Annotated in this window: 24 protein-coding genes; 9 read left to right on the top strand and 15 right to left on the bottom strand. The window is 41.3% G+C overall.

Going from position 1 to position 25,363, the window contains the following annotated elements; all coding sequences use genetic code 11:
- Positions 1-32: 32 nt before the first annotated feature.
- Positions 33-683: a sulfate ABC transporter permease gene (locus AACZ87_RS19215; protein WP_339869582.1), complete on the bottom strand. Its 651-nt coding sequence runs from the start codon at positions 681-683 to the stop codon at positions 33-35.
- Between the two features lie 79 nt (positions 684-762).
- Between AACZ87_RS19215 and AACZ87_RS19210 the strand changes: the two genes are divergently transcribed.
- The 5 genes from AACZ87_RS19210 to AACZ87_RS19190 all read left to right on the top strand — a co-directional run bounded on the left by AACZ87_RS19210 (position 763) and on the right by AACZ87_RS19190 (position 6,028).
- Entirely contained in the window at positions 763-1,956 is a 1,194-nt protein-coding gene (locus AACZ87_RS19210) for a tol-pal system protein YbgF (RefSeq protein ID WP_339869580.1), read from the top strand.
- Between the two features lie 210 nt (positions 1,957-2,166).
- Positions 2,167-2,649: an Lrp/AsnC family transcriptional regulator gene (locus tag AACZ87_RS19205; RefSeq protein ID WP_339869603.1), complete on the top strand. Its 483-nt coding sequence runs from the start codon at positions 2,167-2,169 to the stop codon at positions 2,647-2,649.
- A 56-nt stretch (positions 2,650-2,705) separates the two neighbouring features.
- On the top strand, positions 2,706-3,248 hold the full coding sequence (locus tag AACZ87_RS19200; RefSeq protein WP_339869579.1) for an NUDIX hydrolase: 543 nt from the start codon (positions 2,706-2,708) through the stop codon (positions 3,246-3,248).
- 1 nt (position 3,249) lies between these two features.
- Complete coding sequence (locus tag AACZ87_RS19195; RefSeq protein WP_339869577.1) at positions 3,250-4,605, top strand: MATE family efflux transporter; 1,356 nt, start codon at positions 3,250-3,252, stop codon at positions 4,603-4,605.
- Positions 4,606-4,675: 70 nt separating this feature from the next.
- A complete protein-coding gene (locus AACZ87_RS19190; protein WP_339869576.1) occupies positions 4,676-6,028 on the top strand; it encodes a M24 family metallopeptidase in 1,353 nt (450 codons plus the stop codon).
- A gap of 209 nt (positions 6,029-6,237) precedes the next feature.
- Here the strand turns inward: AACZ87_RS19190 and AACZ87_RS19185 are convergent, their stop codons facing one another.
- From AACZ87_RS19185 to AACZ87_RS19175, 3 genes are all read right to left on the bottom strand, one after another.
- Entirely contained in the window at positions 6,238-7,416 is a 1,179-nt protein-coding gene (locus AACZ87_RS19185; protein WP_339869575.1) for an MFS transporter, read from the bottom strand.
- 47 nt (positions 7,417-7,463) lie between these two features.
- Positions 7,464-8,565 (bottom strand): peptide chain release factor 2 gene (prfB, locus tag AACZ87_RS19180; RefSeq protein ID WP_339869574.1). Its coding sequence is split into 2 segments (ribosomal slippage): positions 7,464-8,504 and positions 8,506-8,565, totalling 1,101 coding nucleotides; the frame shifts between segments, so codons are not numbered across the junction.
- A gap of 66 nt (positions 8,566-8,631) precedes the next feature.
- Positions 8,632-9,138, bottom strand: coding sequence for a hypothetical protein (locus AACZ87_RS19175; protein WP_339869572.1), 507 nt, complete (start codon positions 9,136-9,138; stop codon positions 8,632-8,634).
- A gap of 891 nt (positions 9,139-10,029) precedes the next feature.
- Between AACZ87_RS19175 and AACZ87_RS19170 the strand changes: the two genes are divergently transcribed.
- Complete coding sequence (locus tag AACZ87_RS19170) at positions 10,030-10,416, top strand: GreA/GreB family elongation factor (RefSeq protein WP_339869571.1); 387 nt, start codon at positions 10,030-10,032, stop codon at positions 10,414-10,416.
- 45 nt (positions 10,417-10,461) lie between these two features.
- On the opposite strand, the gene AACZ87_RS19165 is transcribed toward AACZ87_RS19170, so the two are convergent.
- From AACZ87_RS19165 to AACZ87_RS19130, 8 genes are all read right to left on the bottom strand, one after another.
- Positions 10,462-11,529: a branched-chain amino acid aminotransferase gene (locus AACZ87_RS19165; RefSeq protein ID WP_339869570.1), complete on the bottom strand. Its 1,068-nt coding sequence runs from the start codon at positions 11,527-11,529 to the stop codon at positions 10,462-10,464.
- A gap of 36 nt (positions 11,530-11,565) precedes the next feature.
- Positions 11,566-12,117, bottom strand: a complete 552-nt coding sequence (locus AACZ87_RS19160) for a cob(I)yrinic acid a,c-diamide adenosyltransferase (protein WP_339869568.1) — start codon at positions 12,115-12,117, stop codon at positions 11,566-11,568.
- Positions 12,118-12,178: 61 nt separating this feature from the next.
- A complete protein-coding gene (locus tag AACZ87_RS19155) occupies positions 12,179-12,895 on the bottom strand; it encodes an ABC transporter ATP-binding protein (RefSeq protein ID WP_339869566.1) in 717 nt (238 codons plus the stop codon).
- Between the two features lie 76 nt (positions 12,896-12,971).
- A complete protein-coding gene (locus AACZ87_RS19150) occupies positions 12,972-15,743 on the bottom strand; it encodes a hypothetical protein (protein ID WP_339869564.1) in 2,772 nt (923 codons plus the stop codon).
- Positions 15,744-15,760: 17 nt separating this feature from the next.
- Positions 15,761-16,048 (bottom strand): Asp-tRNA(Asn)/Glu-tRNA(Gln) amidotransferase subunit GatC, encoded by a 288-nt coding sequence (gene gatC / locus AACZ87_RS19145; protein ID WP_339869563.1) that lies wholly within the window; start codon positions 16,046-16,048, stop codon positions 15,761-15,763.
- Positions 16,045-16,776: a lysophospholipid acyltransferase family protein gene (locus AACZ87_RS19140; RefSeq protein WP_339869561.1), complete on the bottom strand. Its 732-nt coding sequence runs from the start codon at positions 16,774-16,776 to the stop codon at positions 16,045-16,047. The genes gatC and AACZ87_RS19140 overlap by 4 nt, the downstream gene beginning before the upstream one ends.
- A complete protein-coding gene (locus AACZ87_RS19135; protein ID WP_339869560.1) occupies positions 16,769-17,143 on the bottom strand; it encodes a cyanoglobin in 375 nt (124 codons plus the stop codon). The genes AACZ87_RS19140 and AACZ87_RS19135 overlap by 8 nt, the downstream gene beginning before the upstream one ends.
- Before the next feature lie 22 nt (positions 17,144-17,165).
- Complete coding sequence (locus AACZ87_RS19130; protein WP_339869559.1) at positions 17,166-18,521, bottom strand: NfeD family protein; 1,356 nt, start codon at positions 18,519-18,521, stop codon at positions 17,166-17,168.
- Positions 18,522-18,772: 251 nt separating this feature from the next.
- On the opposite strand from AACZ87_RS19130, the gene AACZ87_RS19125 reads away from it, so the two are divergent.
- From AACZ87_RS19125 to AACZ87_RS19115, 3 genes are all read left to right on the top strand, one after another.
- Positions 18,773-19,921, top strand: coding sequence for a LysM peptidoglycan-binding domain-containing protein (locus tag AACZ87_RS19125; RefSeq protein WP_339869557.1), 1,149 nt, complete (start codon positions 18,773-18,775; stop codon positions 19,919-19,921).
- A gap of 309 nt (positions 19,922-20,230) precedes the next feature.
- Complete coding sequence (locus AACZ87_RS19120; RefSeq protein WP_283414343.1) at positions 20,231-20,785, top strand: hypothetical protein; 555 nt, start codon at positions 20,231-20,233, stop codon at positions 20,783-20,785.
- On the top strand, positions 20,785-21,552 hold the full coding sequence (locus tag AACZ87_RS19115) for a TIGR02757 family protein (protein ID WP_339869555.1): 768 nt from the start codon (positions 20,785-20,787) through the stop codon (positions 21,550-21,552). Before AACZ87_RS19120 ends, AACZ87_RS19115 begins: the two co-directional genes overlap by 1 nt.
- A 1-nt stretch (position 21,553) precedes the next feature.
- Here AACZ87_RS19115 and AACZ87_RS19110 read toward each other — a convergent pair whose 3' ends face one another.
- Genes AACZ87_RS19110 through AACZ87_RS19100 form a run of 3 tightly spaced genes read right to left on the bottom strand, consistent with a single transcriptional unit; the run spans position 21,554 to position 25,350 of the window.
- Positions 21,554-22,771: an ATP-grasp domain-containing protein gene (locus AACZ87_RS19110; protein WP_339869553.1), complete on the bottom strand. Its 1,218-nt coding sequence runs from the start codon at positions 22,769-22,771 to the stop codon at positions 21,554-21,556.
- Between the two features lie 2 nt (positions 22,772-22,773).
- Positions 22,774-24,201, bottom strand: a complete 1,428-nt coding sequence (locus AACZ87_RS19105) for a leucyl aminopeptidase family protein (protein WP_339869552.1) — start codon at positions 24,199-24,201, stop codon at positions 22,774-22,776.
- Between the two features lie 18 nt (positions 24,202-24,219).
- Positions 24,220-25,350, bottom strand: coding sequence for an alpha/beta hydrolase-fold protein (locus AACZ87_RS19100; RefSeq protein WP_283414347.1), 1,131 nt, complete (start codon positions 25,348-25,350; stop codon positions 24,220-24,222).
- Positions 25,351-25,363: the final 13 nt, after the last annotated feature.

Below are 25,363 nucleotides of genomic sequence, written 5' to 3'. Positions count from 1 at the left end.
GAGGTATTCTGGCCCTTTTTTGGTTTAATAGGTTAACTCCTATACACCATAATATACCACACTAACCAAATAGCTAAGGGAAGGTAATAGCTAATTAAAACTACAATACTGCACTCTCCAAAAGGCCGTCTACTAATCATGTGAAAACCGTAAAGCCAAACGATTCCGTATATGATTTCGAAGATATTGAGCGTAGCTAAAGCATAGTGGTATTGCCCGGCTACATTCTCTGGGCCAATCAATGAAAGCATAGAAAGCGCACGGAATTCATCAATTTCCATGTAGGTGACACCCGTTTGCGGAGAAATATAAACCAGGAGCCTGATCAATTCTGGGAAGATAAATACCAGCTCAGCAATCAGGGCAAACTGCCACAACTCCTTGTAAGGCACTTTGTATCCAATAAGAAAGGCTCCCAACCAAAATAGAAAGGAGATAACGGTGAATTTCCAAAGTAACGCAAATGGAGTCCAGAGGTAATTTAACGCATTGAAAATATGAAAAATCATGAAATCACCTCTAGCTTCGAGATTATCATAATCCGGGATGGCTTCAAGGATCAATGTGTTCGTAAGATACCTGATAAGCAAAAACAAGAATACCAGTACTAAAAAATAAATTCGTTTATCGAAATCAATTAGTTCCTTCAGACGTTGTGCTTCTGGAGTTAGTGTTTTAGCCATTATTGAGAGGAATATTGATCAAATCTAAAATTTTGTTTGGGAATACCTCTAATTTTGAAATCTAAAAAGTGAGAAATATATGTTAGCACGAATCGCAATGATTCTATGTGTTTGGTCCGCTGGACTTGGAATAGCTCAAGCTCAAGAGTCAGAATCTGACTCGATGATCTTTGCTCCATCAAGATACTTACTACTGGATAGAGGACTTCAATTCAGAATTACGAAGTCTATTAACAGCATGTACAATTTTGATTTCCCTACTGCTGAGCGGGACTTTGCTGTGCTAGCCTTGCAATATCCGAATCACCCTTTGCCAGAATTTCTAGTGGCGCTAGGCTATTGGTGGAGGATAGAAGTAGATGTTTCGAATAAAAAATACGATGAGACTTTCGTTAAATACTTGGATAGAGCCATCGCCAAAGCTGAGGTGATGTATGAAGCTGACGAAACAAATAAGGAAGCTGCTTTCTTTTTGGCGGCAGGATATGGATTTCAGTCACGCTTATATTCTGAGCGAAAAAGCTGGACGAAAGCAGCATGGGCTGGCCGAAATGCCTTGAAATACATGGATTTGAGTAGGGGGGAAGAGGAGTTTAACCCGGAATTACTCTTGGGTGATGCGTTATTCAATTATTTCTCTGAATGGATTCCTGAAAATTATCCTCTTTTGAAGCCAGTTATGGCACTTTTCCCGAAAGGTAACAAAGAGCTAGGCTTGCAGCAGTTGGAACAAGTAGCCAACAATGCATTTTATACTCGGGTGGAAGCGCAGTACTTTCTATTCAGGCTTTATGCATCCGAGGAGAAGGAGCCATTTAAGGCATTGCAGATTTCAGAATACTTGCACGGGAAGTTTCCAAATAATCCATATTTCCATAGGTCCTATGCGCGACATTTGTATACGGTAGGCCGATGGACAGAGTCTGTGGTGCAATCGAAGGAAATTCTAGATCGTATTGATTCCAAAATGCCCGGCTATGAATCAAACAGTGGACGCTATGCAGCATTCTACCTGGCGCAATTCAATGATCGTGTAGGAAATCGCGCTGAAGCCAAGAAATATTACTTAAAAACACTCTCCTTTGGCGAAGAATCGGAATCCCAGGAAAGCGGCTATTATTTACATGCACTCTTACAACTAGGTAAGATAGCCACCGAGGAAAAAAATAAGCCTCTCGCTAAGGAGTATTTCAAGAAAGTAAAGAAGTACGCAAAGCGAAAACACCCTGCTCACCAAGAAGCCCGAGAATTTATAAAAAAGAATAAACTTTAACTGGTTAAGCGACGTTTTAACAGGAAGTTAACAGGAGATAATTTGAATTTTTTAGAGGAGGCAAAGGATTTTGAAAGGATTGTTTGCGTTTTGACTTCTAAATATTAATAAAATTTCGATTTTACTCTCTAAAATTCTGATGAATGGTTTAAAACAATCATCAATTATATTAACTTTGCACCATATAAAATTTTGTAAATGCAAGAGATCATGGATCATAGCTTAAGAATAAAATTCGACAAAATCGATAGAAAGATTCTGGAAATCCTTCAGGCAAATGCCAAAATCACAAACGCTCAGTTGTCCAAAGATATAGGTCTTTCTCCTGCTCCTACCTTGGAGCGAGTGAAGAAACTAGAGCAGTCAGGTATAATTAAGAGTTATCATGCCAAACTGGATCCAGAGAAGATCGGCTTGGGTGTGAGTACTTTTGTTTTGGTGAGCTTGATTGGTCACAATAAGGGTAATATTGAAGCATTTATGCGTGAAATCAATATAATTCAGGAAGTGATTGAATGTCATCACATCACTGGTACTGGTGATTTTATCTTGAAGATTATCGCAAAAGATATCACGTCATACCAGAACTTGATGCTTGAAAAAGTGTCTGAAATCAAAGAAGTAGATTCCATGCAATCCATGGTTATTCTATCTACTTTTAAGGATTCTAAAGTAATGCCTATCCCGGCCTAATCAGCCTTAATAAATTTTAAAGGGTGGCATATGTCACCCTTTTTTTTTTTGAACACATGGAACAGAATCCCTGGAAAACCAAGAAGATTAATCCGATTTATGAAAATCCCTGGATTAAAGTAGAGCATCACGATATCATAAATCCTGCTGGCAACGAAGGAGTTTATGGTAAAGTGCACTTCAAAAACCGAGCGATGGGTATCATTCCTATTGATGAGGATCTGAATACTTGGTTGATTGGTCAATATCGCTATCCCCTCGATGAATATGCTTGGGAGATTCCTATGGGTGGTGGGCCATTGGATGAGGATAAATTAGAAAGCGCCAAACGTGAACTCAAAGAAGAGACAGGATTGACCGCCGCAAAATGGACGGAAATAATGAAAATTCACACGTCAAATTCAGTTACAGACGAAGTGGGTTTTGTGTATTTAGCCGAAGGACTTACGCAAGGGGAAACTGAATTTGAAGAGACGGAAGTGCTTAAAATCAGGAAATTACCATTCACAGAAGTGCTGGAAATGGTGATGAATGGAGCGATCACTGATGGGATCAGTATTGCCGGAGTTCTAAAGGCTGCAAGAATTCTAAACTTATAACATGACGATTAAAGATCATTTTAGCACCACATTTACATTAGCATTCCCTGTAGTCCTGAGCCAACTCGGCCAGGTATTGGTCGGGGTGGCCGATAGTATGATGGTGGGAAGAATGGGAGCAGTGCCATTGGCCGCCGCTTCATTGGGGAATAGTATTTTCTTCGTAATCCTCATGTTTGGCATGGGGATTTCTATGGGAATCACCCCGTTGGTGTCTGTGGCTGAAGGCAAAGGGAAGTTCAAAAGAATTGGCCATTTGTTCCAGCATGGATTGTGGATCAATATCTCTACGGCAGTGCTTCTTACAATAGTGGTGATTGGCTTGTCTCAGGGCTTACATTTTTTGGACCAGCCAGAAGAGGTGGTGAGGCTTACGATTCCTTACCTCTATATTATTACTGCCTCGCTGTTACCTTTCATGATTTTTCAGTCATTCAAGCAGCTAGCAGAGGGGATTTCGCAGACTAAGCAGGCGATGTACGTGACGATATTTTGTAACCTAGTCAACGTTTTTCTAAACTGGGTATTGATCTATGGTAACCTTGGCGCTCCAGAAATGGGATTGAATGGTGCAGGGTTAGCTACGCTGATTTCCCGAATCTTAATGCCGATTATGATGGGACTCTATGTGATGCGTTCCAAAAGATATAGCATTTTTAATCTACAACTGGGAATAGGGAAGTTGAGATTCTTACTATTGAATAGGATTTTAAAAATAGGAGTGCCCACTGGCTTTCAATACATATTCGAAGTAAGTGCATTCAGTGCAGCTGCCATCATGATGGGATGGATAGGTGTCAATGCACTTGCAGCACATCAGATTGCTATAAATCTCGCATCAGTGAGTTACATGATGGTGTCTGGGCTGAGTACAGCAGGTATGATCCGTGTGAGTAATCAGATTGGTCGTAATAATTTTAGAGGAATGCGGGAAGCAGGTATGGTGGTTTTTGGGATGGTCTTGGTATTCATGACGATTACCGGATTGATCTTTATCCTGATGAGATTCTATCTTCCGACCCTTTACATCGATAGTGAGGAGGTTGTCGCTTTATCGGCATCATTACTGATCATTGCGGGATTATTCCAACTTTCTGACGGAGTGCAAGTAGCAGGTTTAGGCGTACTCAGAGGGCTTGAAGATGTGAGATTCCCAACATTGATCACCTTAGTGGCTTATTGGGTTATTGGACTTCCATTAGGTTATTTTTTGGCGTTTGAACTAGGCTTCGCCGAAAAAGGGATCTGGTATGGCTTGTTGATAGGTCTTTCTGTGACTGCTGTGGTACTATTTTACCGTTTTCATAAACTAAGTAATCGCATGATTGCCGTAAATAAACCGGCTGTCATAGCCTAAGAGTTTTAGAACAGTGTGGATCTTCCTAATTATACATTTTGTTTTATCTTCAGGATTAATCCAATCTGATATGACCAAAAAGCTCCTCTTTGTCTTTTCTCTACTATTTATTTCTAATTGTGCTTTCTCTCAAAACCTTGCCGTCCTGACCCAGCGCGATCAAGCTGAGGTAATAGATAGCTGGTTAGAATACCGAATTGAGAATCTTCTCCCGGAATTAATGACTGAGACTGGAATAGATATGTGGGTGGTGATTTCTAGAGAATATAATGAAGATCCAGTGATCCGAACTATGCTGCCTGCTACTTGGCATGCGGCGAGGAGAAGAACTATTTTAGTGATGTATCAGCCTTCGGCCAATGCTCCAGTGGAAACTTATGCTGTAGCTAGATACGATGTAGGGAAATCATTTAAAAGAGCTTGGGATCCCGAGACACAGCCTGACCAGTGGAAAGCGTTGATGGATTTGATTTCCTCAAAGAGCCCAAAGAAAATTGGCTTGAATTACGCCAAAGATTATGGGCATGCAGACGGGTTGACTACAAATGAGCATCAGGTGTTTTTGGAATATTTGCCTCAAAACCTCCAGGCAAATGTTGTTTCTGCCCAGACGCTGGCAGTTCGCTGGTTGGAAACTAGAACTGAGCCTGAAATGGCCACTTACAAACATATTCAGGAAATCGCTCATTCCATTGTGAGTGAAGGATTGTCCGAGGCTGTAATCACTCCGGGTGTGACGACCACCGAAGATGTGGTGTGGTGGTATAGGGAAAAAATTAAAGAGATGAAGCTGGATACTTGGTTTCATCCATCTGTGGATATTCAGCGTGCGGATCCAGCAAACAATGAGCAAAATAGAAATTTTGCGACCAAGTCTCCTGAGTCAGTGATTTTACCAGGGGATTTACTGCATGTGGATTTTGGAATTACTTATCTCAGATTAAATACTGATACTCAGGAAATGGCTTATGTGCTGAAAGCTGGCGAGACTGAGGTTCCGGCATATCTTAGCAAAGCTTTTGCCCAGGGAAATAGAGTTCAGGATATTTTGACATCCAATTATGTGGCTGGTAAAACTGGGAATGAAATTCTTCGTGCTTCCCGAAAAGTATTGGATGCAGAAGGGATTCGAGGAAGCATCTATACCCACCCATTAGGTTTTTATGGGCACTCTGCTGGCCCAACTATAGGCATGTGGGATAATCAAGGTGACACTCCTGGTGCAGGTGACTTTCCGCTTCATGCAAATACCGGCTATGCTATTGAATTGAATGCCGTGGTCTTTGTGTCGGAATGGAATAAAGACGTGCGGATTATGCTGGAGGAAGGTGCTTTATTTGATGGGGAAAAAGTGACGTATTACAACGGAAGGCAGAAGGAGATTTTTGCGATTCCAAGAGCAAATAAGCATTTGGGGAATTAAGGATGCTATAATTAATCACCTCAGAAGAATCTTGTGATACATGTTGTCTTTCCCTCGACTATACTCGGGGAGCGGATTATTTAAAGCTGTATTGAAAAGGGAAAATGCGGCACAGCTGCATTCCTTCCCTTTTTCGATTTTATATCCTAATTCTTGGAAACCGAGGGTAGTTGAGGCTTAATGTATTTAACACTTTTTCAGAAATCACCTTAAGCAGGTTTAACTAGTCTTTTTTCTCTTTTAATAAAAAGAAGAAAAAGGAAAGCTAGCCCTGCAATTCCTGCACTGCTAAGAAAAACCAATTGGAAGTTGTCTGCGCTATTTGCAAAGAGAAAGCCTGATACCAAAGCGCCAATGCCAATCCCTGCCTCAAGAGCAATATACATAGTCGCTAAGGCTCTTCCCCGGAATTGATCCAATGATAAATCTACCACCCATGCAGCTGTTGTTGGGCTATACATGCCCACAGCACATCCAAAAAGCACCCCTGAACCCAATAAGGCAAACTTACTTTGTGCAAGAGCTATCATAATCATAGCACATACCAATGTCGCACTCGCCGCTCGCATGACTGGTACTCTTCCGTATCGGTCTGAGGTTTTTCCTGCCAATAACCTGATTCCCAATGAAGATAGGGTGAATACCCCAAAGAAAAGACCTTTGTTCTCTATACCTAGGTGAGTTGAGAAATCTGGGATAATTGTAAGTACTACACCAAATGAAAAGGCGCAGAGAAATAGAATTCCTGAAGGTACAAGCACTCTTTTTTCTATGATTTCATCTTTTTTCAACTGAAACAATTTCCAAGAAATCCGCTCCTTATTTGGCAGTGTTTCTTTGAGTTTGAGTAGAATCAAAATGGAAAATATAGCTGTAAATGCAGAAACATAGAAGACTGTTTCTAAAGGGAATATGGTAGCCAGCCATCCGCCGATTGCTGGTCCAGCTGCCATTCCCATAGATCCGAAAAGGGAAAACAGACCCATTGCTTCACCACGTTTTTGGTAAGGGACGATGTCTGCCACATAAGCAGAAGCACCAGTGGGAGTAAAGCCGGTAGAGAATCCATGTGCAAATCGCAGAAATAAAAATCCTCCTACAAAGCTGAGTAGGGGATAAAGCATTCCAACCACAAAGCAAACACTTGCACCGATCATCATTACTGGGATTCTTCCGATTTTATCCGCAAGCTTTCCACTGAAAGGTCTGGAAAGACCAGCTGAAAGCGTAAATAATGCAATGATAAATCCTTTGTAGTCTTCACCTCCAAGCGATGTCAAATACGCTGGCAGCTCAGGGATTATCATATTGAAGGATGAGAAAAACAAGAACGAGCTCAGGCAGAGTAGGGAGAAGTCTAGGGTAAAAAATGAAGAGCTTGTTTTCATAAAATCTATAATAGAAAAAAGGCCAGGATTAACGCCTGGCCTAAATATTACTCCTTACTCGCCTGCTCCTCGCTTTGCGCCAGCAGAAAGGCTTTCATAAACTCATTCAATCCACCATCCAGTACGTGTTGGGTGTCGGAGGTTTCGTGTCCAGTTCGGTTGTCCTTCACCAACTTGTATGGATGAAGCACGTAGTTTCGGATCTGCGAACCAAAATCCACCCGCATTTTGGAAGATTCGATCTTTGCGATTTCCGCATTTCTCTTTTCCAATTCCAATTGATACAGTCGGGATTTCAGCATTTGCATCGCTTTCTCCCGGTTGGCAAGTTGGGAACGCTCGATCTGACACACCACCACTATTCCAGTAGGCTTATGGGTCAGCTGCACTTTGGTCTCCACCTTGTTTACATTTTGACCACCAGCACCACCAGAGCGGGAGGTGTGAAGCTCAATGTCTGCCGGATTGATATCGATCTCTATGGTGTCATCCACTTCTGGATAGGCATAGACTGAGGCAAAAGAAGTGTGTCTTCGTCCTCCTGAGTCAAATGGGGAGATTCGAACGAGTCGGTGTACGCCCGTCTCAGACTTTAGAAATCCAAATGCCAGCGGGCCTTCGAACTCAAGCGTACAGGATTTGATTCCAGCTACTTCACCTTGTTGTACATCTACCTCACGGACTTTGTAGCCGTTTTTCTCACCCCACATGATATACATCCGCATGAGGATAGAGGCCCAGTCATTGCTTTCTGTTCCTCCGGCTCCCGGATTGATCTCGAGAACAGCGTTCAGCTGATCTTCCTGAGAAGAGAGCATTTTCTTGAGTTCCAGCTCTTGTACTTCAGCCTCAGCTTTGACGTACTCAGCCTTGATTTCCTCTTCAGAAACCTCCTCTGCGCTGTAGAACTCGTACAATACGTCGAGATCTTCGATGGTTTTATTAAGATGTTCGAATGAGCCTGTCCAAGCTTTTCGAGCTTGGATCTGTTTCATTGATTTTTCTGCCTCTTCTGGATTGTTCCAAAAATCAGGCTGGGCCGATACGGCCTCCAGGTCTTCTATTTCTGCTTTCTTACGATCGTAGTCAAAGATACCTCCTCAAAGCCGATGTGCGGGCTTTCAAGTCTTTCAGTTGTTCTGAAGTCATCTGTCTAGGTTAAAATTTAGGTGGCAAAAGTCCGAAAAAATATCTGTTTATGCCAGTAATCCGCAATTATTCCATGCGCATTAGGATGAGTTGGATCTTATTTCTTCCGGTATTCTTAAAAGTTTTGTAGCGCAAGGGGAGCATAGCAAGTCCCGTTCCAATCAAAATCCCTGAAGCAAGTCCAACACCACTACTGATGGAGAATTCGTTCTCGTGATAAATACTGTTGATGGATTCTGCGCCAAGTAAGATCACACCAGCACTCATAGTTAATACTGTAAGAGCTCTTAAAGTCCCATTTCTTCTGTCTTTGTCCCGAATGTCTATTTCGGTGATAGATTCTGGGGAAAGGATATTCTCACTCAAATAGATGAAATTCTGATCAATATTTTGGATAACATCGGTGACGAAGTAATCAATCTTGGTGCTCTTATAGGTAATGGTCTCACCTGGGTAGAAACGAATTTGCGATTTCTGTTTTGCTCCTCTTTTGAGAAGGATAAAATCTGTTCCTTGGGCAAAAGTGGAAAGGGATGCTGTGAAAATCAGTAAAAGGGTGAGCAGGTATTTCATCTGTTGATAAGTTGATTTATTAAGGTCAGATAGCCTGACCCTATTTTTCTTCGGGAGAATCTCGTAAGAGTATAATCATCCCAATGTGTGACTTTCTTCGTCATGCTCGATTTCATATGTTTAAAATTGACTTTTAGCAGCCCTATGGAATCTTGTTTACTTGACTCTTGGACATTCATATGACTTATTACTCTGCTGGAGTTCATTAGGCTAAATAAAAACAAATTTGAAAGTTTTCTTTCGTTCATATGTTAAATATTCGCGGGAAGTCAAAATTTCTTTGAATTTGAGGCAGGGAGAGGCTCAGTAAACGTGGTCCGCCTAAGTTCACCAACCGCGATTAGGTAAGTAACGTGAGTGGGGGATTTAAGCTTTTTGTAGCATCTACTTTCTAAAAATCACTACGGATCGTGCCTTGGCACTCTAGGCAGTTCCTGAGAATTCCCGGCATTGCACTCTGGGCTATTACAGGTCTTGCATTTGGCAAGATTCCTTTGGTTTGAGGTTTGTCAAGATTCATTTGATAAATCTTTGCTACCTGTACCCAAAAGTACGATCTGTTCTTTTTGTTAAATCGAACCAAATTCATCTGAAAAAATCTAAACCTATGTGGTATAGGAACGTTAGATTTACCCTATGTAGGTTAACTCCTCCATAGCAAACTTCCCTCTACATTGCTTATATCTCAACAACATATCCTCGAACCCACTTTTTTGGCAGCCTCAGCTGCTAAACCGGATAGTTGTGTATTCTGCCAAAACAACAAAGCCTTTATTTCTTAGCCCTCAGTATTTTCAAGTATTACGTAAGTAGGGCAATTTTTTCAGAGCTAATTACCTATTCTTACCCGGCATTTTTTTGTTCGGGATCACCATTTTACTTCAATAAATCATGAAGCCTATACTCACCAAATCAGATTATAATACCATAAAGGAGTTAATACTAAATACTCCTTCTCACCTGATCACCAAGGAAATATCCTTGCTTGCCAAAGAAATAGAACTAGCCAAGAAAGTACCCGATGCTAAAATTGATCCTCAGGTAATTCGGATTAATTCTCACTTTGAAGTGCAAGACACCGCTTCGGGGAAACTTTTGAATTTCCAGTTGACTTTGCCCAAGTTTGGCAACCTTGCGGAAAAGAAACTTTCCGTGCTTTCACCGTTGGGTGTTGCACTTATTGGTTTTCAGGAAGGGATGGAGATCGAATGGAATTTGCCTGGAGGATTGAAAAAGTTTAAGATTCTGAGCGTAAATTCACAAGTTCTTTCAGAATAAGAGAAGGCTGCCTAGATCAATTAGGCAGCCTTTTTTATTGGTTTTTTAGATCGAAATGATCCAATCATGGGTATCTGCAACGCTACCGTATTTGATGCCATCAAGTTCTGCTAAGACTCTATGTGAAAATGCATCTGCGGGTTTTGCTGGAAGCATGTAATCTACACCATTTACATTGATTCTTTCCACATGAGCGATGGTAGCTGCGGTTCCAGTTCCGAAAGCTTCATCAAGCGTACCATTCTTTAATGCAGTCTCTAATTCGCCAACCGTCAGGAACCTTTCTTCCAAAGGTTCATTCCAGTCTTTGGCCAGTTGGATCACTGAGTCTCTAGTGATTCCTTTCAAGATTGTTCCCGTATTGGTCGGAGCAGTGATCAGTTTACCATTGATCTTGAACATGATGTTCATCGTACCGCTTTCTTCGATTTTGCTGTGAGATTTTCCATCAGTCCAAAGCAGTTGGTCGTAACCTGCTTTCTGTGCCTGACGCGCTGGATAAAGAGAAGCAGCATAGTTTCCTGCAGTTTTGGCAGCACCCGTTCCACCTTCTGTAGCTCTGGTGAAGGTAGTTTCTACTTTCACACTTACTGGCTTGTTATAGTAATTTCCTACAGGACAAGTTAGGATAATGAATTTGTAAGTGTCCGAAGGTCTTACACCGATGTAATCATCCATCGCAAACATGTAAGGTCTCACGTATAGTGATGCTCCTTTTGCCGTAGGCACCCATTCTCTGTCTAAATCAATCAGCTGGCTAAGGCCTTCCATGAAAATCTCCTCAGGTAGCTCTGGCATGCACATACGCTCTGCAGACTCATTCAGTCTTCTCCAGTTTGCGTCAGCCCGAAAGACTAGGATTTTACCATCTGCATTTCGGTAAGCTTTCATTCCTTCAAAAATCGACTGTCCATAATGCAAGGTTGCATTGGCAGGATTGATGGATAGAGGACCATAAGGCTCAATTCTAAGATCAGTCCACTCACCATCTTTGTAATCTGCTACAAACATGTGATCGCTGAGAGTGCGTCCAAAAACTAAATTGGAGAAATCTGTTTCCGCTAACTTAGATTTTTGAATTTTAGTTATCGGTAGGGCAAGTTGTGTCTTCATTGGTTTTGCCTTTAGTCTGGCTATGCCAGGCGTTAATTATTTATTTCTGGGATTCCAGATTACTTCATTTACATTCAGCTCCTGAGCCATTTTTCTGCATAATACAAAAAGATAGTCTGAAAGTCTGTTAAGGTATTGGATGACTAATTCGGAAACTTCTTCCATTGCTGCAAGCTCAGTGACAATTCTTTCACATCTTCTGCATACTGTCCGAGCTACATGCCCAAAAGAAATAGAAGGATGACCGCCAGGGAGGATAAATGCGGTAAGAGGAGCAAGGGGCTTTTCCATTTCATCGATTTGCTTTTCCAGCATCTCAATATCAACAGCTAGTAAATCCGGCTTTTTCACATTTTGCTTGGCTGGATCTGTGGCCAAATCTGCTCCAATGGTGAAAAGCCTATCCTGAATTTCTTTGAGAACATCAGCTCTCATCCAATTGACTTCCTGATCACGGAGCATCCCAATGTAGGAATTAAGCTCGTCAATGGTCCCATATGCATCAATTCTAATGTCAAATTTAGGGACGCGAGTTCCTCCTAACAATGAAGTGGTTCCTTGATCTCCTGTTTTGGTGTAAATTTTCATCTCCTTGCCCCTGATTCTCTAAGGACAAAAATAAGAATCTATTTGAAATTATAAGGTGTGATTAGGCGTGCATTGCAATTCCACGGGTAGGATTCGGATTTATTGTGTCCGTTTCTACTAATCCATCCCGCAATCTAATGATTCGGTGTGCGTAGTGAGCGATGTCATCTTCGTGTGTTACCATGATAATCGTGTTGCCTTTGGAGTGCAACTCGTGAAAAAGTTCCATGATATCGTAAGATGTTTTTGAATCCAAGTTACCTGTAGGCTCATCGGCAAGGATAATACTAGGTGAGTTTACCAATGCACGGGCGATGGCAACCCGTTGTCTTTGACCACCAGAAAGCTCATTTGGGCGGTGCTTAGTTCTCTCCCCAAGTCCAACATTTGTCAATGCTTGGAAGGCAATTTCTTCGCGGTCAGATTTGCTCATGCCTGCATATACGAGCGGAAGTGCTACGTTTTCTAGGCAGCTCGCTCTAGGCAACAGGTTAAAAGTCTGGAACACGAACCCGATTTCCTTATTTCTTATTTCCGCCAATTCATTTTCCGTCATGTCAGATACGTCCTTACCGTTCAGTATGTAAGTTCCTGAAGTAGGAGTGTCTAGACAGCCGATGATATTCATCAAGGTAGATTTACCAGAACCAGAAGGTCCCATGAAGGCAACATATTCCCCTTTGTCTACTGAAATAGAAACAGACTTAAGCGCCTGAATAATTTCAGAGCCCATTCTGTATGTTTTATTGATTACGTCAGTTTCTATTATTTTCGTCATGGCTGGAGGTTTTGCTAAAGTTACTGTTTTGGGAATTGAAATATATTTCCACTTACACAAAAAACGTTAATAGGAATCAATAGTTCAAGTTTTGGAGGCGTTGAAGTTCCTCTTCACCAACCCATTGTTTTAAGAACTCCAATGATTCATCTGCGTAATTGTCAAGACCGCTTTCCCTTGCAGCCTTGATTTTTTTAATCCATAGCATTGGGTCGCGGTTGAATTCTGTGGCTCCGTTAAGAATTTCATATTGGCTAAGTTCGTCATGATTTGCTTCTACTGCGCTAATTATCAGTGGACTAAGGTAAGGGTTTGCTGTGAGCTCATTGCTTGCGTTGATCCAAGAGATATAGGAATTTACTGATTCGCTATTCTTCAAATCGGGATTGCTTACAAAGGCTTTTAAATCTTCCTTCGGGCCTATTTTATCGGAAATAAATTTTTCCAATTCTTTCAAATTCTCAACGGTAAGCCCATGTGCCTTGTAGGCTATCAAGCGAATTGCTATGTCCGTTTTCAACTCACTTTCAGGAAGTGCCCGCCATTGAGACAGTAGCATTATGGATGTTGATTGGTGAAATTGCCCGATAATCGTCAAGTATTCTTGAATCCCTGAATCTGAAGTCTCTAAGTAGGAAGGAAGGTTTACCTGATACAATTCTCGTATTTCTACTGCTTTTTCAGGCATACCTGCCAAGCCAAATATGCTCCAATGATGCGTATCAAATCCCTGAAACCCTTTTTCTTCAGCAGCGATAAATTCGTTTGCTGCTTTTTGAAAATCTAAGTTTTGAGCTAAAATATTTCCAGAAAGTTGCAGGTAATATCCCGCGTCATTTGGGTTGCGGAATGCCAAACCATTCAGGTTTTTCACAGCTTCAGTGACTCTTCCTGCCGCTAAACTCCGAATCACGCCGGTTTCTTGAAGTGACATTAAATTCTCTAACATTTCAGGCTTTTGCCCCAAGCTATCCAGCAATTCCAAATCTTCACCTGGATTAGACCTATTTAGTTGGGAGAAGAGATTTCTCCAGCCCGCATTTATCAGCATCGGAGAATCTTCCTGCTCTAGGCTTTTCTCCAAAGATTGTAACAGATCTTCAGTGGGCACATTGGCCAGCGCATTTGAGGCGGCGAGTTCATTGATCTGTGAAATTAAATCCAGCTGTGAATTTGGATTGGCTTCTGGCTGTCCAAGTTTAGTCTTTAAAGCGCTTAGGTTGGAATTCAAAACGGGATCAGATTCTCCCGCACTGTGCATCAATTCCAGTGCTTGTAAAGATTTGTTGACTTTAGTGTAGAGTAGACTTAAGTTATTGAGTAAATGTGGGTTATTTGGAAATAAAGTAAGCCCACGTTCCAAGTAATAGATGGCTTCAAAAACCTTGTTTTCCTGGTGCAATCGATCACTCAAAAGCAAAATATTGTCCACCTGAGGAGCTTCGGCAAAACTTTCTTCCAAATGCTGCTTGGCTAGCGAAGGTTGTTTTAAGTCTATCAGCAGTTGTGCTGTCGCAAACTTAGCCTTAGGATTTTTGCGATAGCGCATCCAAGCATTTTCATACAAGATGCTCGCCTCCAGTTTCTTGTCGATTTGGTAATAATAGTCTGCAAGAATATTACTGGTCATCGCACTGGCCTGCACCCCGACTATCCCACCAGTATAAGTGGTCAGTACTAGAATTACAATTAATCCACCTATTCTAATATGGTAGTAAACAAGTGAGTATGGTTTGTAAAGGATTTTTTCAATTGCCTTACCAGAGTTCATGACAGACATAAAGTTTGCCATGAGGTAAATGAAAAAGAAGAACGAAAATCCAAGCTGGGAGTAAATAAGAAGGTGTTTGAAAAGCTCTTCGGCAGGTTGATTTCCTGATAGTTTGAGCTTCCAAACTAACCAAAGTGATAGACCCAAGCCAATTAAATGTAGTGCTTTAATGACTTTGGGATAGGATACTAATTGATCACTTTGATCTACTTTTTCCCCGATAGATATCCAGCCAAAGAGGCCGAGAGGCAGGAGTAAGAATAGAGGAGAGAAGGTGGGGAATGGTAAGGTCAACTCTCCTTGAAGTTCTAGTAGCAAACAGAAAAGTGTGCCTATATAAAGTAAGGCAATGATACTGATCTGGACTGTGATGTTCAGATTGAGGTTTTTATTTACTCTAGCCAGCAAAATGTAAATACCAGAAAGGATCCCGTGTCCATTCCAGATCACCCATGCCAATGCAAGGCAAAAACCTATAGTCAGAGAGTGCTCAGCAATATGAATCTCAGGGCTCGTGATTGGACTCAAATAGCTAAGCAGTGCCAAAGCGATTGAAGTTGCACTAAAGAAAACCAGCCATTTGATCGAAAAATGTACTTTTTGACCCCAAAGATGAAAGTATATAAAAGGTGCCAAGGTCGCACTCAGCAAGATGATCAAAGGATAATTGGAGCTTTGGCCGCCAATGTTCAGACTGTTGAAATCGCTGAATGTGAGCAAAACTATCCAAAGTATGCCTCCAACGATAAAATAAGCCTTTTTGAACTCTGTGAGTAAGGTCAAAACAGTGGCCGCTCCAAGCCAAACAATCCCTGCATAAATTAAGGATTCTGTCACATGGAACGCTGGTGCCAAGGTCTTGAATTCTTGGAAAACCAAGTAATTATCAACCTGAATTGGAAAGGAAATCGGTCCAATTTGAACCCAATCAAAGGGGATAGGAATGGAGTCCAAAAATGAAGCAGCCTGAATATTGAGATAAGGCTGCGGATCGAATATGAGGTAATACAGTGCAAAAAGCCCTCCTGAAATTATAAATAGGAGGGCTAAGATTTTATAAATTGTTGAGGTGTTCAATGTGGTTGTCAAGTATGTTACTCCATTACTTTCGGTACTCGGAAGTAGTCAGCATCTCTTTTTGGTGCGTTTTTCAGGCCAGCTTCATGATCCAGCTGATGACCAATTTTATCTTCACGCATATCATTCACTTCAGAAGACATCGTGGTCAGCGGCTCTACATTTTCCGTATCAATTTCATTCAATTGTTCTACCCAATCGAGGATTTGACTCATGTCCTGAGACATTTTTTCAGCACTTCCTTCATCAAATTCCAATCGAGCAAGGTGAGCGATTTTCTTAATTGAGTTGGTATCGATCTTCATGATTTTGAGTTATCAAAGTTGAGTTGACTTTGAATCACATAAAAGCATTTTTCTTTCAACGCTTTTTCAGATTCAAAAGTATCAGGAAATAATGGCTCGTGAAGGACCATTTTTGCAGGGCTCCAGTGCACCAACAATTTCCCATTATCGGGTAAAATTAGATGATTATAGGATAAAGTGACAGGGATGATCGGGATTTGTTTCTCCATGGCCATCCGGAAAGCTCCATTTTTGAATGTAATCATCTGTGGGGGATTCTTGGTGTAAATTCCACCTTCGGGAAAAATGATCACGGAGCTGCCTGATTCAAGGGCTTGATCAGTACGTTTCATTGTTTCCGCACGGCTTTTTAGTCTTTCTCTATCCACTGCGATATGGAGGTTTTTGAAATAATATCCGAAAAGAGGTGCCTTGCGAATGGAGGCTTTTCCTACGAAAAGAACATCACCGGGAATAAAGCCCATCATGGCTATATCTAAGTAGCTGAAATGATTTGCGAGATATATGTAGGCTTTGTCCTTTTGGATTTTCTCACTTTTCTCAATCTTGACTGGAAGGAAAATGCAAATGAAATAAGCCCTTGCCCAGTAGCGATTGATTTTTCGACCATATTTTTTCCAGCCTGGAACCCAGATGCAAATCAGAATGAATGGAAAGATCAGTAGAAAACTTAGCGCAAAGATTATCCCAGCGTATATAGAATACAGCCTTGCGAAAAGATCACGCATGATTGATCATGTGGTTTGCTGCATTTACAAAATAACTCAACATGGCTTCTTTGATATTCTGTTCCAAGCTGAGCTTATCCAAGGCACTTAGCATAGCAGTCATCCAATGGTCTCTCATGGTTGCATCGATTTTCCATTTGGCATGACGCATTCTCAACCGGGGATGACCTCTCTGCTCAGAATAGGTTTCAGGTCCGCCAAAGACTTGAAGTAAAAACAGAAATAAGCGATTCTCTGCAGGTAGTAAATCCTCAGGATAAAGTCTCTTCAAATCCTTGTTTTTGGCAACTTCCTGATAAAAATAGTGTGTAAGCAAGCGGATTTGCTCTTCACCGATCAGGTCATATATCGTCTGAGAAGTATTCATGGCGCAAACTTACCAATTTCTCTTAAGCCTCCCATTTTTTCACCTTCAGCGAAGTGCCTTCAGTGGAAATCACGATTATTTTTTCTCCTTGATCAATAAACTCTCCACGGGAATAGGCGTCATAAACATCACCGTCTATTTCTATTCTCCCACTTGGTCGCAGTCTGGAGTGCACTGTGCCAGTCTTGCCATTTAAAGTTTCAGCATAAGAAGAAGAGGTATAGCCCTCACTTCTTTGCTGAGTTGATGCTAGCGTGATGGTTTTGAATGCTCCCCATTCATTGACTTTGGGAGTAAGCCAAAATACCAGTCCCACGGAAACTATGGCCGCTAAAATTACGGTGAGTAAGGCTCCAAAAAGGTCCGCAGCTGGGACAAAATCAAAATTGAAGTTCTGGTTTGGAATCATGCCTAGAACAAGTCCAGTCAAAATACCAATAATCCCAAGTACGCCAAAAATCCCAAATCCAGGAATCACAAATAGTTCCACTGCCAATAAAATAACCCCGATAAAAAAGACTAAGATTTCCCAGTTTTCAGCAAGTCCATTGAGATAATAAGGGATAAAATATAGAAATACTGCCACCACAGAAGCCAAGATCGGGAATCCAACTCCAGGAGTCTGCAATTCAAAGTAGAGCCCACCAATTATTATTAAGATTAGAAATCCGCTGACAGCAGGATTCAGAAAAAAAGCTATTATCTGCTCAGAAAGCCCTATTTCATAGGCTATAATTTCAGCATCACCGAGATTTTGGGAAGCCAGTATATCTTCTATAGAATCATATTGTCCTTCACAAAAACCATATTTTTCAGCCTCGGAAACAGAAAAGGTAATCACCGAACCTTCTTCTGAGACCCCTTCGATTTCAATCTTCTCATCGACCATTGCTTCAGCGATTTTTGGATCGCGACCTTTCGCTTCAGCGGTACTTCTCATCATTGAGCGCATGTAGGATTGATATTTGTCGGGCGCAGCTGCTCCGTCTGCTCCGTTCACTACAGTGGCAGCACCTATACTCGCACCTGGAGCCATATAAATGCTATCTGTGGCGATGGAAATTAAAGCCCCTGCGGAAGCTGCATCTTTATTAATGAAGACATAAATAGGTGTCGTGGAATTTAGAATCAACGTTCTGATCTCATCAGCGTCATTCACAGCTCCTCCGTAAGTGTCCATGTCAATTACAATCAGGTCAGCATTCACTTCTTTAGCCTTTTCCAAAGCCAACTTTACTCTTCGCGTCATCGCTGGATCGATATCAGTGTCGATCTTGAAAGTGAAAACTTTCTTATCAGCACCACTATCAGTTTGGGCCAGAACGAGTTGGGATGCTAGAATAAGAAATAGGAATAGTGCGCTGAAATAGATTTTCATTATTGGAATTCTTGTTCGAATGAGAAAAGATACGAAATACGTGTAAAAACTGATTCTTTTCTTTTTATGGCCGGGATTTGTTGCTGTATTTTATGGTTGTAAATTCTGATTATAAAGCTATTCTCCGATCTTTGTGACGAATACAAGGTCAGGCCCGCCACATTTCTTTTCTAGCATAATTCTTGCGCCAACTGACTTTGGAAATTAATCTTGTATTTCTAATTCGTTTACCCCCAATTCAGTATATCCCTATGAATAATAGATCACAGTTTTTCTGGTCCTTTCTTCTTCTATTCTCACTTTCTGCTTCATTATCAAAGGCTTCCGAACTTATTGCCGTTGATTCGGTTGGAGTTCAGCGTATAGGAGATCAGTCATTTATTTTACATGAAGTAGATCCAAAAGAGACTTTGTTCGGGATTTCACGCAGGTATAACTCACCTGTGAGTGATATAGTAAACGCTAATCCAGTGTTGAAGCAAGGGTTGAAAATCGGTCAGACGATCAAAGTTCCTTTTGTATCGATGGCCGAAATTCCCGCAGGTTCTGTTTTGCATAATGTAGTGCCAGGTGAGACGCTTTTCTCTATTTCTAAAAAATATGGCGTATCAGTAGAAAGCGTAATGAAAGATAATGGGCTGAAAGGTAATGACCTTAGTGTCGGCCAGTCGTTAATCATAGAACCTGCTGTACCAGTCGCAGTGGAGAAGGAGCCAGCTCCCGTAGTGGCGGTTGCCACTTCAACTGAAGTAGTGAAAACTGAGCCAAAGCCAAAAGAAAAGTCAGTTAAAAAGGAGGAGGAAACTCCTAAAGTAAAAGAAAAATCAGAACCGGCTCCAAAACCTGAGGCAGCAGTGGAAACCAGCAAGCCAATGGTTCCGGGAGAATGGAGATCACATACTGTTCAAAGTGGAGAGACACTTTTTTCAATTGCAAGTCAATATTCAGCTAGAGTAGAAGATCTAATCACTTGGAACGCCTTGACTTCGAATAATTTACAACAAGGTCAAGTTCTCAAAGTAGGTCGTGGTGCAATGCAGGAATCCACTGTTCCGGTAATTGGTACACCAAGAGTTGTTTCCAGTGCAGAGGAAATGATGGTAGAGCCAGCAGATGCAACTACTTCCGGTGGATTTAAAAACATCAAGGAAACCGGTCAGGCTGAGCTAATTGAAGGAACTGGAGGGCATAAAAAATACTTGGTTCTACATAGAACTGCGCCAGTGGGTACGATCATGCGGGTGAAAAATGAAGAGAATGACGTAACCATTTTTGCTAGGGTAGTGGGAACGCTTCCGGAAACAGGCGATAATGCCAAATTGGTAATCAAACTTTCCCAGGCTGCTTTTGACCAATTGAAAGCTGTAAATGGAAGATTCCCTGTGGAGGTGATGTATTGAGGAGTCGGGTGTTTGATGTTGGATGACCGATGTTGAATTCCCTGAGAACGAAGATTGAGAGATTTGAGAATAGCGACTTAGTAAGTTTTATAAGTAGTAATAAATAAAAGATGTCAAATAAAATTATGATTTAGCATCACAAATCTCTTGATTTTGATTTTATGAACACTGATTAACTACAGCACAAATAATAAAGAAAGTCCGTTAGAATTGGCGGTCTTTTTTCGTTTTGAACCTATCTTTTCGGGCGGAGGTTTTAAGTGTGAATTTTGGTTTCCGCAATGCCACTGTTAATTTTGTGTTTGAGCTATGAATAAAGTCCAACTCGTATTCCACCACATTTTCAGATTCATCTGGAATCTTATTTTTATTATTTCCTATCCAATCTTGGCGAGTTTTGGCTTGTTGTTTATCGGTGTTACTTACGTTTTTTCTTTACTCTCAAGATTTCTGAACAGACTACGGCCTGAAGGTAAGAAGGTGGTTTTGAAAGAATCGGAGTGGGAAGATTTGCCGTATTCTGGAGAATTGTTGGAAGCTAAATTGATCAAGCAAATCGTTTTTGGACCTTCTGGGTTTAAGTTTAGAAGGAAAGATGGGGTTCCGTCTGTTCTTTCAGATTATGTTTTTGGGAAAAAGGTCAGGGTACTTGAAGAAGGATTTATTCTAGAAAAATGGAATAGTACCGAGTCTAAAGATTTACCAGATTTCGACATCTGCCTGTACGATCCTGATGAGGATTCCTTGCGTTCGCTTACGAATATCAAATGCTTTGACTGGCATGTATCCGAGAAAGTGGAGAATGAGCTTTCCTTCAAATGGTTTGATGGGACACAAGGTGGTGAAGTGAAAGTTGCTCTTTGATGCAGGATTTACAGGGATTTTTAGACGGCAAAGTTGAGCAATACAATAGTCCGGGGTTTATTACGCTGGACCCAATTTCTATTCCTCATCGTTTTTCGAAGAAACAAGACATAGAAATCTCAGGATTCTTCGCTTCGATTTTGGCTTGGGGACAGCGAAAAACCATTATTAACAAGTGCATAGAATTGTTTGAAATGATGGATAATTCACCTCATGACTTTTTGCTGAATCATCAGGAAGATGATTTGAAACCCTTTCTGAATTTCAAGCACAGAACCTTCAATGACGTGGATACGCTTTATTTCATCCATTTTTTGAGTTGGTTTTATAAAAAACATACTTCCCTGGAAGAAGCTTTTCTTCTTGGACAAACTGGCGGAGTGGATGCTATGCAATCTATGTTGACCAAGTTTCAGGAGTTCTTCTTTTCTCTACCAGATTCTCCACAACGCACGCGAAAGCATATCGCGACTCCAAGCCGCAGAGCAGCCTGCAAGCGAATTAATATGTATCTACGCTGGATGGTGCGTGATGATGATAAGGGAGTAGATTTTGGACTTTGGAAAAGAATCTCACCAGCTCAATTGATCTGTCCATGCGACCTGCATGTGGATCGGGTAGGTCGAAAGCTTGGGTTGATTACCCGAAAGCAAACCGATTGGTTGACAGCTTTGGAGTTAACAGCGAAACTTCGGGAGTTTGACGCGGCTGATCCTGTTAAATATGACTTTGCGCTTTTTGGGCTAGGGGTGGAAGAGAAGTTTTAACCTAATGAAACTTCTTTATCTCAGGTGCATCTGCAATAGTAGAAAACTCTCGCGCAATTCGCTCAGCATAATCATCTAAAAGCTGCATCACCCGATCCTGATTTTTTGACTTTACGATCAAACCTGCATGGTATTCCAGTGGGACTCTAAAGTACACCTCCGGATCGTCAAAACTGCTCAAATCTGGATGCTGGAATTTGGATAGGGTAAGCAAAATCCCAGCGTAGTTTTTAGACACTTTTGGAAGCTGGTATTTATATCCTTTAGCCAAGGCATCTTCAATTTTCGCCCATTCAGCCCAAAGATTGATATCAGTCGCAGCTTCCACCATTTCAGCCAAATGTGCTCCGCCGACACGGGATGAAGTTTCCAAAAAGTAAATTTCCCCATCTTCATGAGAGTTGATGAATTCTGTATGAGTCGCTCCAGATTTCATTCCAAATGCCTTCATAACGGCAGCATTTGCTTTTTTGATAGCCTTTTCGTCAGTCGATCCAAAAGTTAAATTAGCAGATCGAAAGATCCCACCGCCTTGGGAGATTTCCATTGGAGTGGACAGATACTTGGAAACTGAGCAAAACAAGTTTTTACCATCCAGCATCAATCCATCCGCATGATAGACATCGCCTGGTTTGAATTGCTCCACTAAGTAGTATAGTCTATTGTCTCCTAATTGATGAATGTTTTCCCAAAGAGATTCCTTGTCGTGAACTTTAATTATTCCATTTGCAGAGGCTTCAGATCTTGGCTTTAGTACCCAAGGAGCAGGAATATGATCCGCAAACTGGTTGATATCATCGTCATTGAAAAGCGGTGCAAAGGCAGGGACTTTTATATCAGAATCATGTGCTTTGATCCTCATCGCAAGTTTGTCCCGGAAAAAGCGACCGGTAGTCTGACCCATTCCAGGGATTCTCAGGCTTTCACGTAGAAAAGTTGCCTTCTCTACATCGTAATCATCCAATGCAACTATGCTCTCGATTTTATGAGTTTTCATCAAACCTCCCACACCTTTCATCAGCAGTTCTAGGTCCCAATCCAAATCCTGACCAGGCATGTAGAAAATCTCATCTATGTATTCAAATGCCCAAGGCTTGTCTTTCAGCTTTTCTGAAGTGATCAGAAACACTCGGTTTCCCTGTTTTTTCAGCTGAGTCAAAAAAGCATTTCCCTTGAAAAAATTAGAAATGCATAGAAAAGTCTTGCCTTGATCATCCATAATTACAATTGATTTTCGATGAATTTAAGTAATAATTGAACTCCAAAAGCAGTCCCTGACTTGGTTTTTGCAAATTCACTATCTCCAAATGCCACACCGGCAATATCTAAATGCGCCCAGTTCGGATGCTCGTGAATAAATGCTTCCAAGAATTTGGCTGCAGTAATTGCTCCTGCAATAGGTTTACCGTGATAGTTTTTGATGTCTGCTATCTCCGAATCCATTTCGGATCTATAGCTTTCCCACATAGGTAGAGGCCATACTTTCTCCCCTGATTGCATTCCAGCTTCACGAAGTAAATCTGAGATTGTGTCTGAATTGGAAAAAAGAGCTCCACACTCATATCCGAAAGTCCCCACACTACTTCCTGTCAATGTTGCTAAATCGATAAGCTGATCTACTTGATAATTCTTCACTAAATAAGACAAGCCATCAGCCAAAATCAATCGTCCCTCAGCGTCCGTATCGATCACTTCTATACTCAGTCCAGCATGCGAACCAATAACTTCCGAAGGTAAATAGGCATCCTTGTCCACCGAATTTTCTACAGCGGGAACAATTGCTGTTAGGTTTATTGGAAGTTTTAGTGAGGAAATAAGCTGAGTTGCAGCCAAAACTGCAGCTGCTCCACCCATGTCGGATTTCATATAAACCATCCCTTGAGTTTTGATATTCAAGCCGCCAGTGTCGAAAGTGACTCCTTTTCCAACTAATCCTAAATGGAATTTGGCCGCTGGGTTTCTATACTCCATGATGATGAATTTGGGGGTTTTTGCGCTGCCACGAGCAACAGCCAAAAATGCATCCAACCCTTCTAATTTGGCTTTTTCTTCATCAAAGATTTTTACAGCAAAACCATTTTCAGCACCGGACTTTTCTGCCCAATCTGCCAAATATTCCGGTGTGATTACATTTGGAGGAAGGTCAACTAGTTTGAATCCTTCGATTTTTGCTGCGGCAATCTTTGCTGCTCGATCAAGAGTTTTCTCTAATCCCGACTCTTGCGATATAACTGAGACTTCCAGCTCTGCAAAGTCTTTTTGGTCTTCTTTTTTCTGCTTAAAAAAACCAATGTTATAAGCACCAAGTTGAAAACCAACCAAGGCACTTTCAATTAATTCGGATGAGAATTCGGCTGGAAAATCTATGGTGACGGATTTTTCTACCAAATCCTTATTCTTACTTAGAATTCTTCGAAATGACTTTTCTATGCTTGAAACATCTGTTTTTTCTCCCAATCCTATCAATAAAAATAATTCCCCATTGATTTCTAATTGATAAGAAGAGTCTTTTTTGCCGGAGAAAAGTGAGTTGCTGACAGCGTAACCTCCCAGTTTTTCTTTGAGTAATTCCGACCAGTTTAAACCGACTATCGGGATGACCAGAAGTCCTGAATTAGTGCTGGAATTTGAATGTATGTTGAATTTCATAAGGTGGCGCTTTCGCATTTAATCTTCTTTATCACTGAAAAATAGCCATTCTATGGCTTTGGGGAACTCATCGCTCCAATAAGTCTCGTTGTGTTTTCCATCTTCATTGATGCTAAGATGGACTTTCATTTTGCCTTTTAAGCTTTCGCGTTTGAGTAAGCGTTTTCGGAATTTGAGCACGTGTTTTACCATCGTCTCGCTTTCATCCCCACCGGCATAGAGGTAAAGTCTGGTTTCCTGAGGTTCAAAAATATCCAGAAAGCCAAGTTTGATTTTGGGGATCACCCAAAGCGAGGGTGAAAACACCATTAATTTACCAAAGACTTCTGGGTATATCAGGCCAGAGAAAATACTCACCAAGCCTCCCATGGAGCTTCCTCCAATTCCTGTGAATTCCCGCTCAGTTTTAGTTCTATACGTTTTATCCACAAATGGCTTTAAGGTGTCAGTGATGAAACGGATGTATTTCTTGCCACTACCGATTCCTAGCACAGTTTTACCTACGTTGTATTCCTGTAAACGCTCAGATTCTCCGTGCTCTACTGCGATGACTATAATTTTGCCAATGTTATAATCGGACATAACAGCGAGCTTTTTATCTATCTGCCAGTTTCCAAATTCAGCATTTTCATTGAAAAGGTTTTGGGCATCATGAAGGTAAAGCACTGGATACTTTTCTTCGCTGCTATTGTAATCATGCGGCAAAAGTGCCCAAACTTTACGGGTTTTGTTAAGCTGAGGGATTTCGAATTCCTCTGAGATTAAACGTATTATTGGAAGTTGGCTAGGGCGATAGGGGAGCCAATTTTTACGCCATTTTGCTACTTTTTCGGTCTTGGTTACTTTATCGTTTTTCCAGTGCCGATTTGGCGTACGATTTCCATAGCGATCAATCTCTACCTCAGACCAGTCGCCTTTGGTGAATTTGTAGATAAGCTCAGATTCAAATTCCTCACCTTCAGGAAAAGTAAATTCATACTTTCCATGGGAGATTTTCTTCATCAAAAAACGACGATCCTGTGTAGTCCAATTATTGAAGTTTCCCGAGATGTAGACTGGTCTGTCGTCATCATCTGAAGTGTTCAGAAATATAGTTTTTCGCTTTTTGACGGGTTGGTTGGAATCTAATTGTGGGGAGTCAGAATTCATTCAGTGGGTGATT

Source organism: uncultured Algoriphagus sp. (assembly GCF_963974365.1).
GTDB lineage: Bacteria > Bacteroidota > Bacteroidia > Cytophagales > Cyclobacteriaceae > Algoriphagus.
The sequence above is the reverse complement of the archived record's forward strand: the minus strand, read 5'-3'. Positions and strand labels throughout refer to the sequence as shown.

Excerpts from the sequence above, each read along its gene's own strand:
- AACZ87_RS19130 (WP_339869559.1), bottom strand. The coding sequence starts at position 18,521 with ATGAAAATCTATTTCAGCGCACTATTCCTATTTCTTATTCTAGCATCC.
- AACZ87_RS19120 (WP_283414343.1), top strand. The coding sequence starts at position 20,231 with ATGAATAAAGTCCAACTCGTATTCCACCACATTTTCAGATTCATCTGG.
- AACZ87_RS19125 (WP_339869557.1), top strand. The coding sequence starts at position 18,773 with ATGAATAATAGATCACAGTTTTTCTGGTCCTTTCTTCTTCTATTCTCA.
- AACZ87_RS19215 (WP_339869582.1), bottom strand. The coding sequence starts at position 683 with ATGGCTAAAACACTAACTCCAGAAGCACAACGTCTGAAGGAACTAATT.
- AACZ87_RS19165 (WP_339869570.1), bottom strand. The coding sequence starts at position 11,529 with ATGAAGACACAACTTGCCCTACCGATAACTAAAATTCAAAAATCTAAG.
- AACZ87_RS19140 (WP_339869561.1), bottom strand. The coding sequence starts at position 16,776 with ATGCGTGATCTTTTCGCAAGGCTGTATTCTATATACGCTGGGATAATC.
- AACZ87_RS19185 (WP_339869575.1), bottom strand. The coding sequence starts at position 7,416 with ATGAAAACAAGCTCTTCATTTTTTACCCTAGACTTCTCCCTACTCTGC.
- AACZ87_RS19100 (WP_283414347.1), bottom strand. The coding sequence starts at position 25,350 with ATGAATTCTGACTCCCCACAATTAGATTCCAACCAACCCGTCAAAAAG.
- AACZ87_RS19115 (WP_339869555.1), top strand. The coding sequence starts at position 20,785 with ATGCAGGATTTACAGGGATTTTTAGACGGCAAAGTTGAGCAATACAAT.
- AACZ87_RS19210 (WP_339869580.1), top strand. The coding sequence starts at position 763 with ATGTTAGCACGAATCGCAATGATTCTATGTGTTTGGTCCGCTGGACTT.
- AACZ87_RS19175 (WP_339869572.1), bottom strand. The coding sequence starts at position 9,138 with ATGAAATACCTGCTCACCCTTTTACTGATTTTCACAGCATCCCTTTCC.
- AACZ87_RS19190 (WP_339869576.1), top strand. The coding sequence starts at position 4,676 with ATGACCAAAAAGCTCCTCTTTGTCTTTTCTCTACTATTTATTTCTAAT.
- AACZ87_RS19155 (WP_339869566.1), bottom strand. The coding sequence starts at position 12,895 with ATGACGAAAATAATAGAAACTGACGTAATCAATAAAACATACAGAATG.
- AACZ87_RS19135 (WP_339869560.1), bottom strand. The coding sequence starts at position 17,143 with ATGAATACTTCTCAGACGATATATGACCTGATCGGTGAAGAGCAAATC.
- AACZ87_RS19160 (WP_339869568.1), bottom strand. The coding sequence starts at position 12,117 with ATGAAAATTTACACCAAAACAGGAGATCAAGGAACCACTTCATTGTTA.
- AACZ87_RS19200 (WP_339869579.1), top strand. The coding sequence starts at position 2,706 with ATGGAACAGAATCCCTGGAAAACCAAGAAGATTAATCCGATTTATGAA.
- gatC (WP_339869563.1), bottom strand. The coding sequence starts at position 16,048 with ATGAAGATCGATACCAACTCAATTAAGAAAATCGCTCACCTTGCTCGA.
- AACZ87_RS19205 (WP_339869603.1), top strand. The coding sequence starts at position 2,167 with ATGGATCATAGCTTAAGAATAAAATTCGACAAAATCGATAGAAAGATT.
- AACZ87_RS19110 (WP_339869553.1), bottom strand. The coding sequence starts at position 22,771 with ATGGATGATCAAGGCAAGACTTTTCTATGCATTTCTAATTTTTTCAAG.
- AACZ87_RS19195 (WP_339869577.1), top strand. The coding sequence starts at position 3,250 with ATGACGATTAAAGATCATTTTAGCACCACATTTACATTAGCATTCCCT.
- AACZ87_RS19170 (WP_339869571.1), top strand. The coding sequence starts at position 10,030 with ATGAAGCCTATACTCACCAAATCAGATTATAATACCATAAAGGAGTTA.
- AACZ87_RS19105 (WP_339869552.1), bottom strand. The coding sequence starts at position 24,201 with ATGAAATTCAACATACATTCAAATTCCAGCACTAATTCAGGACTTCTG.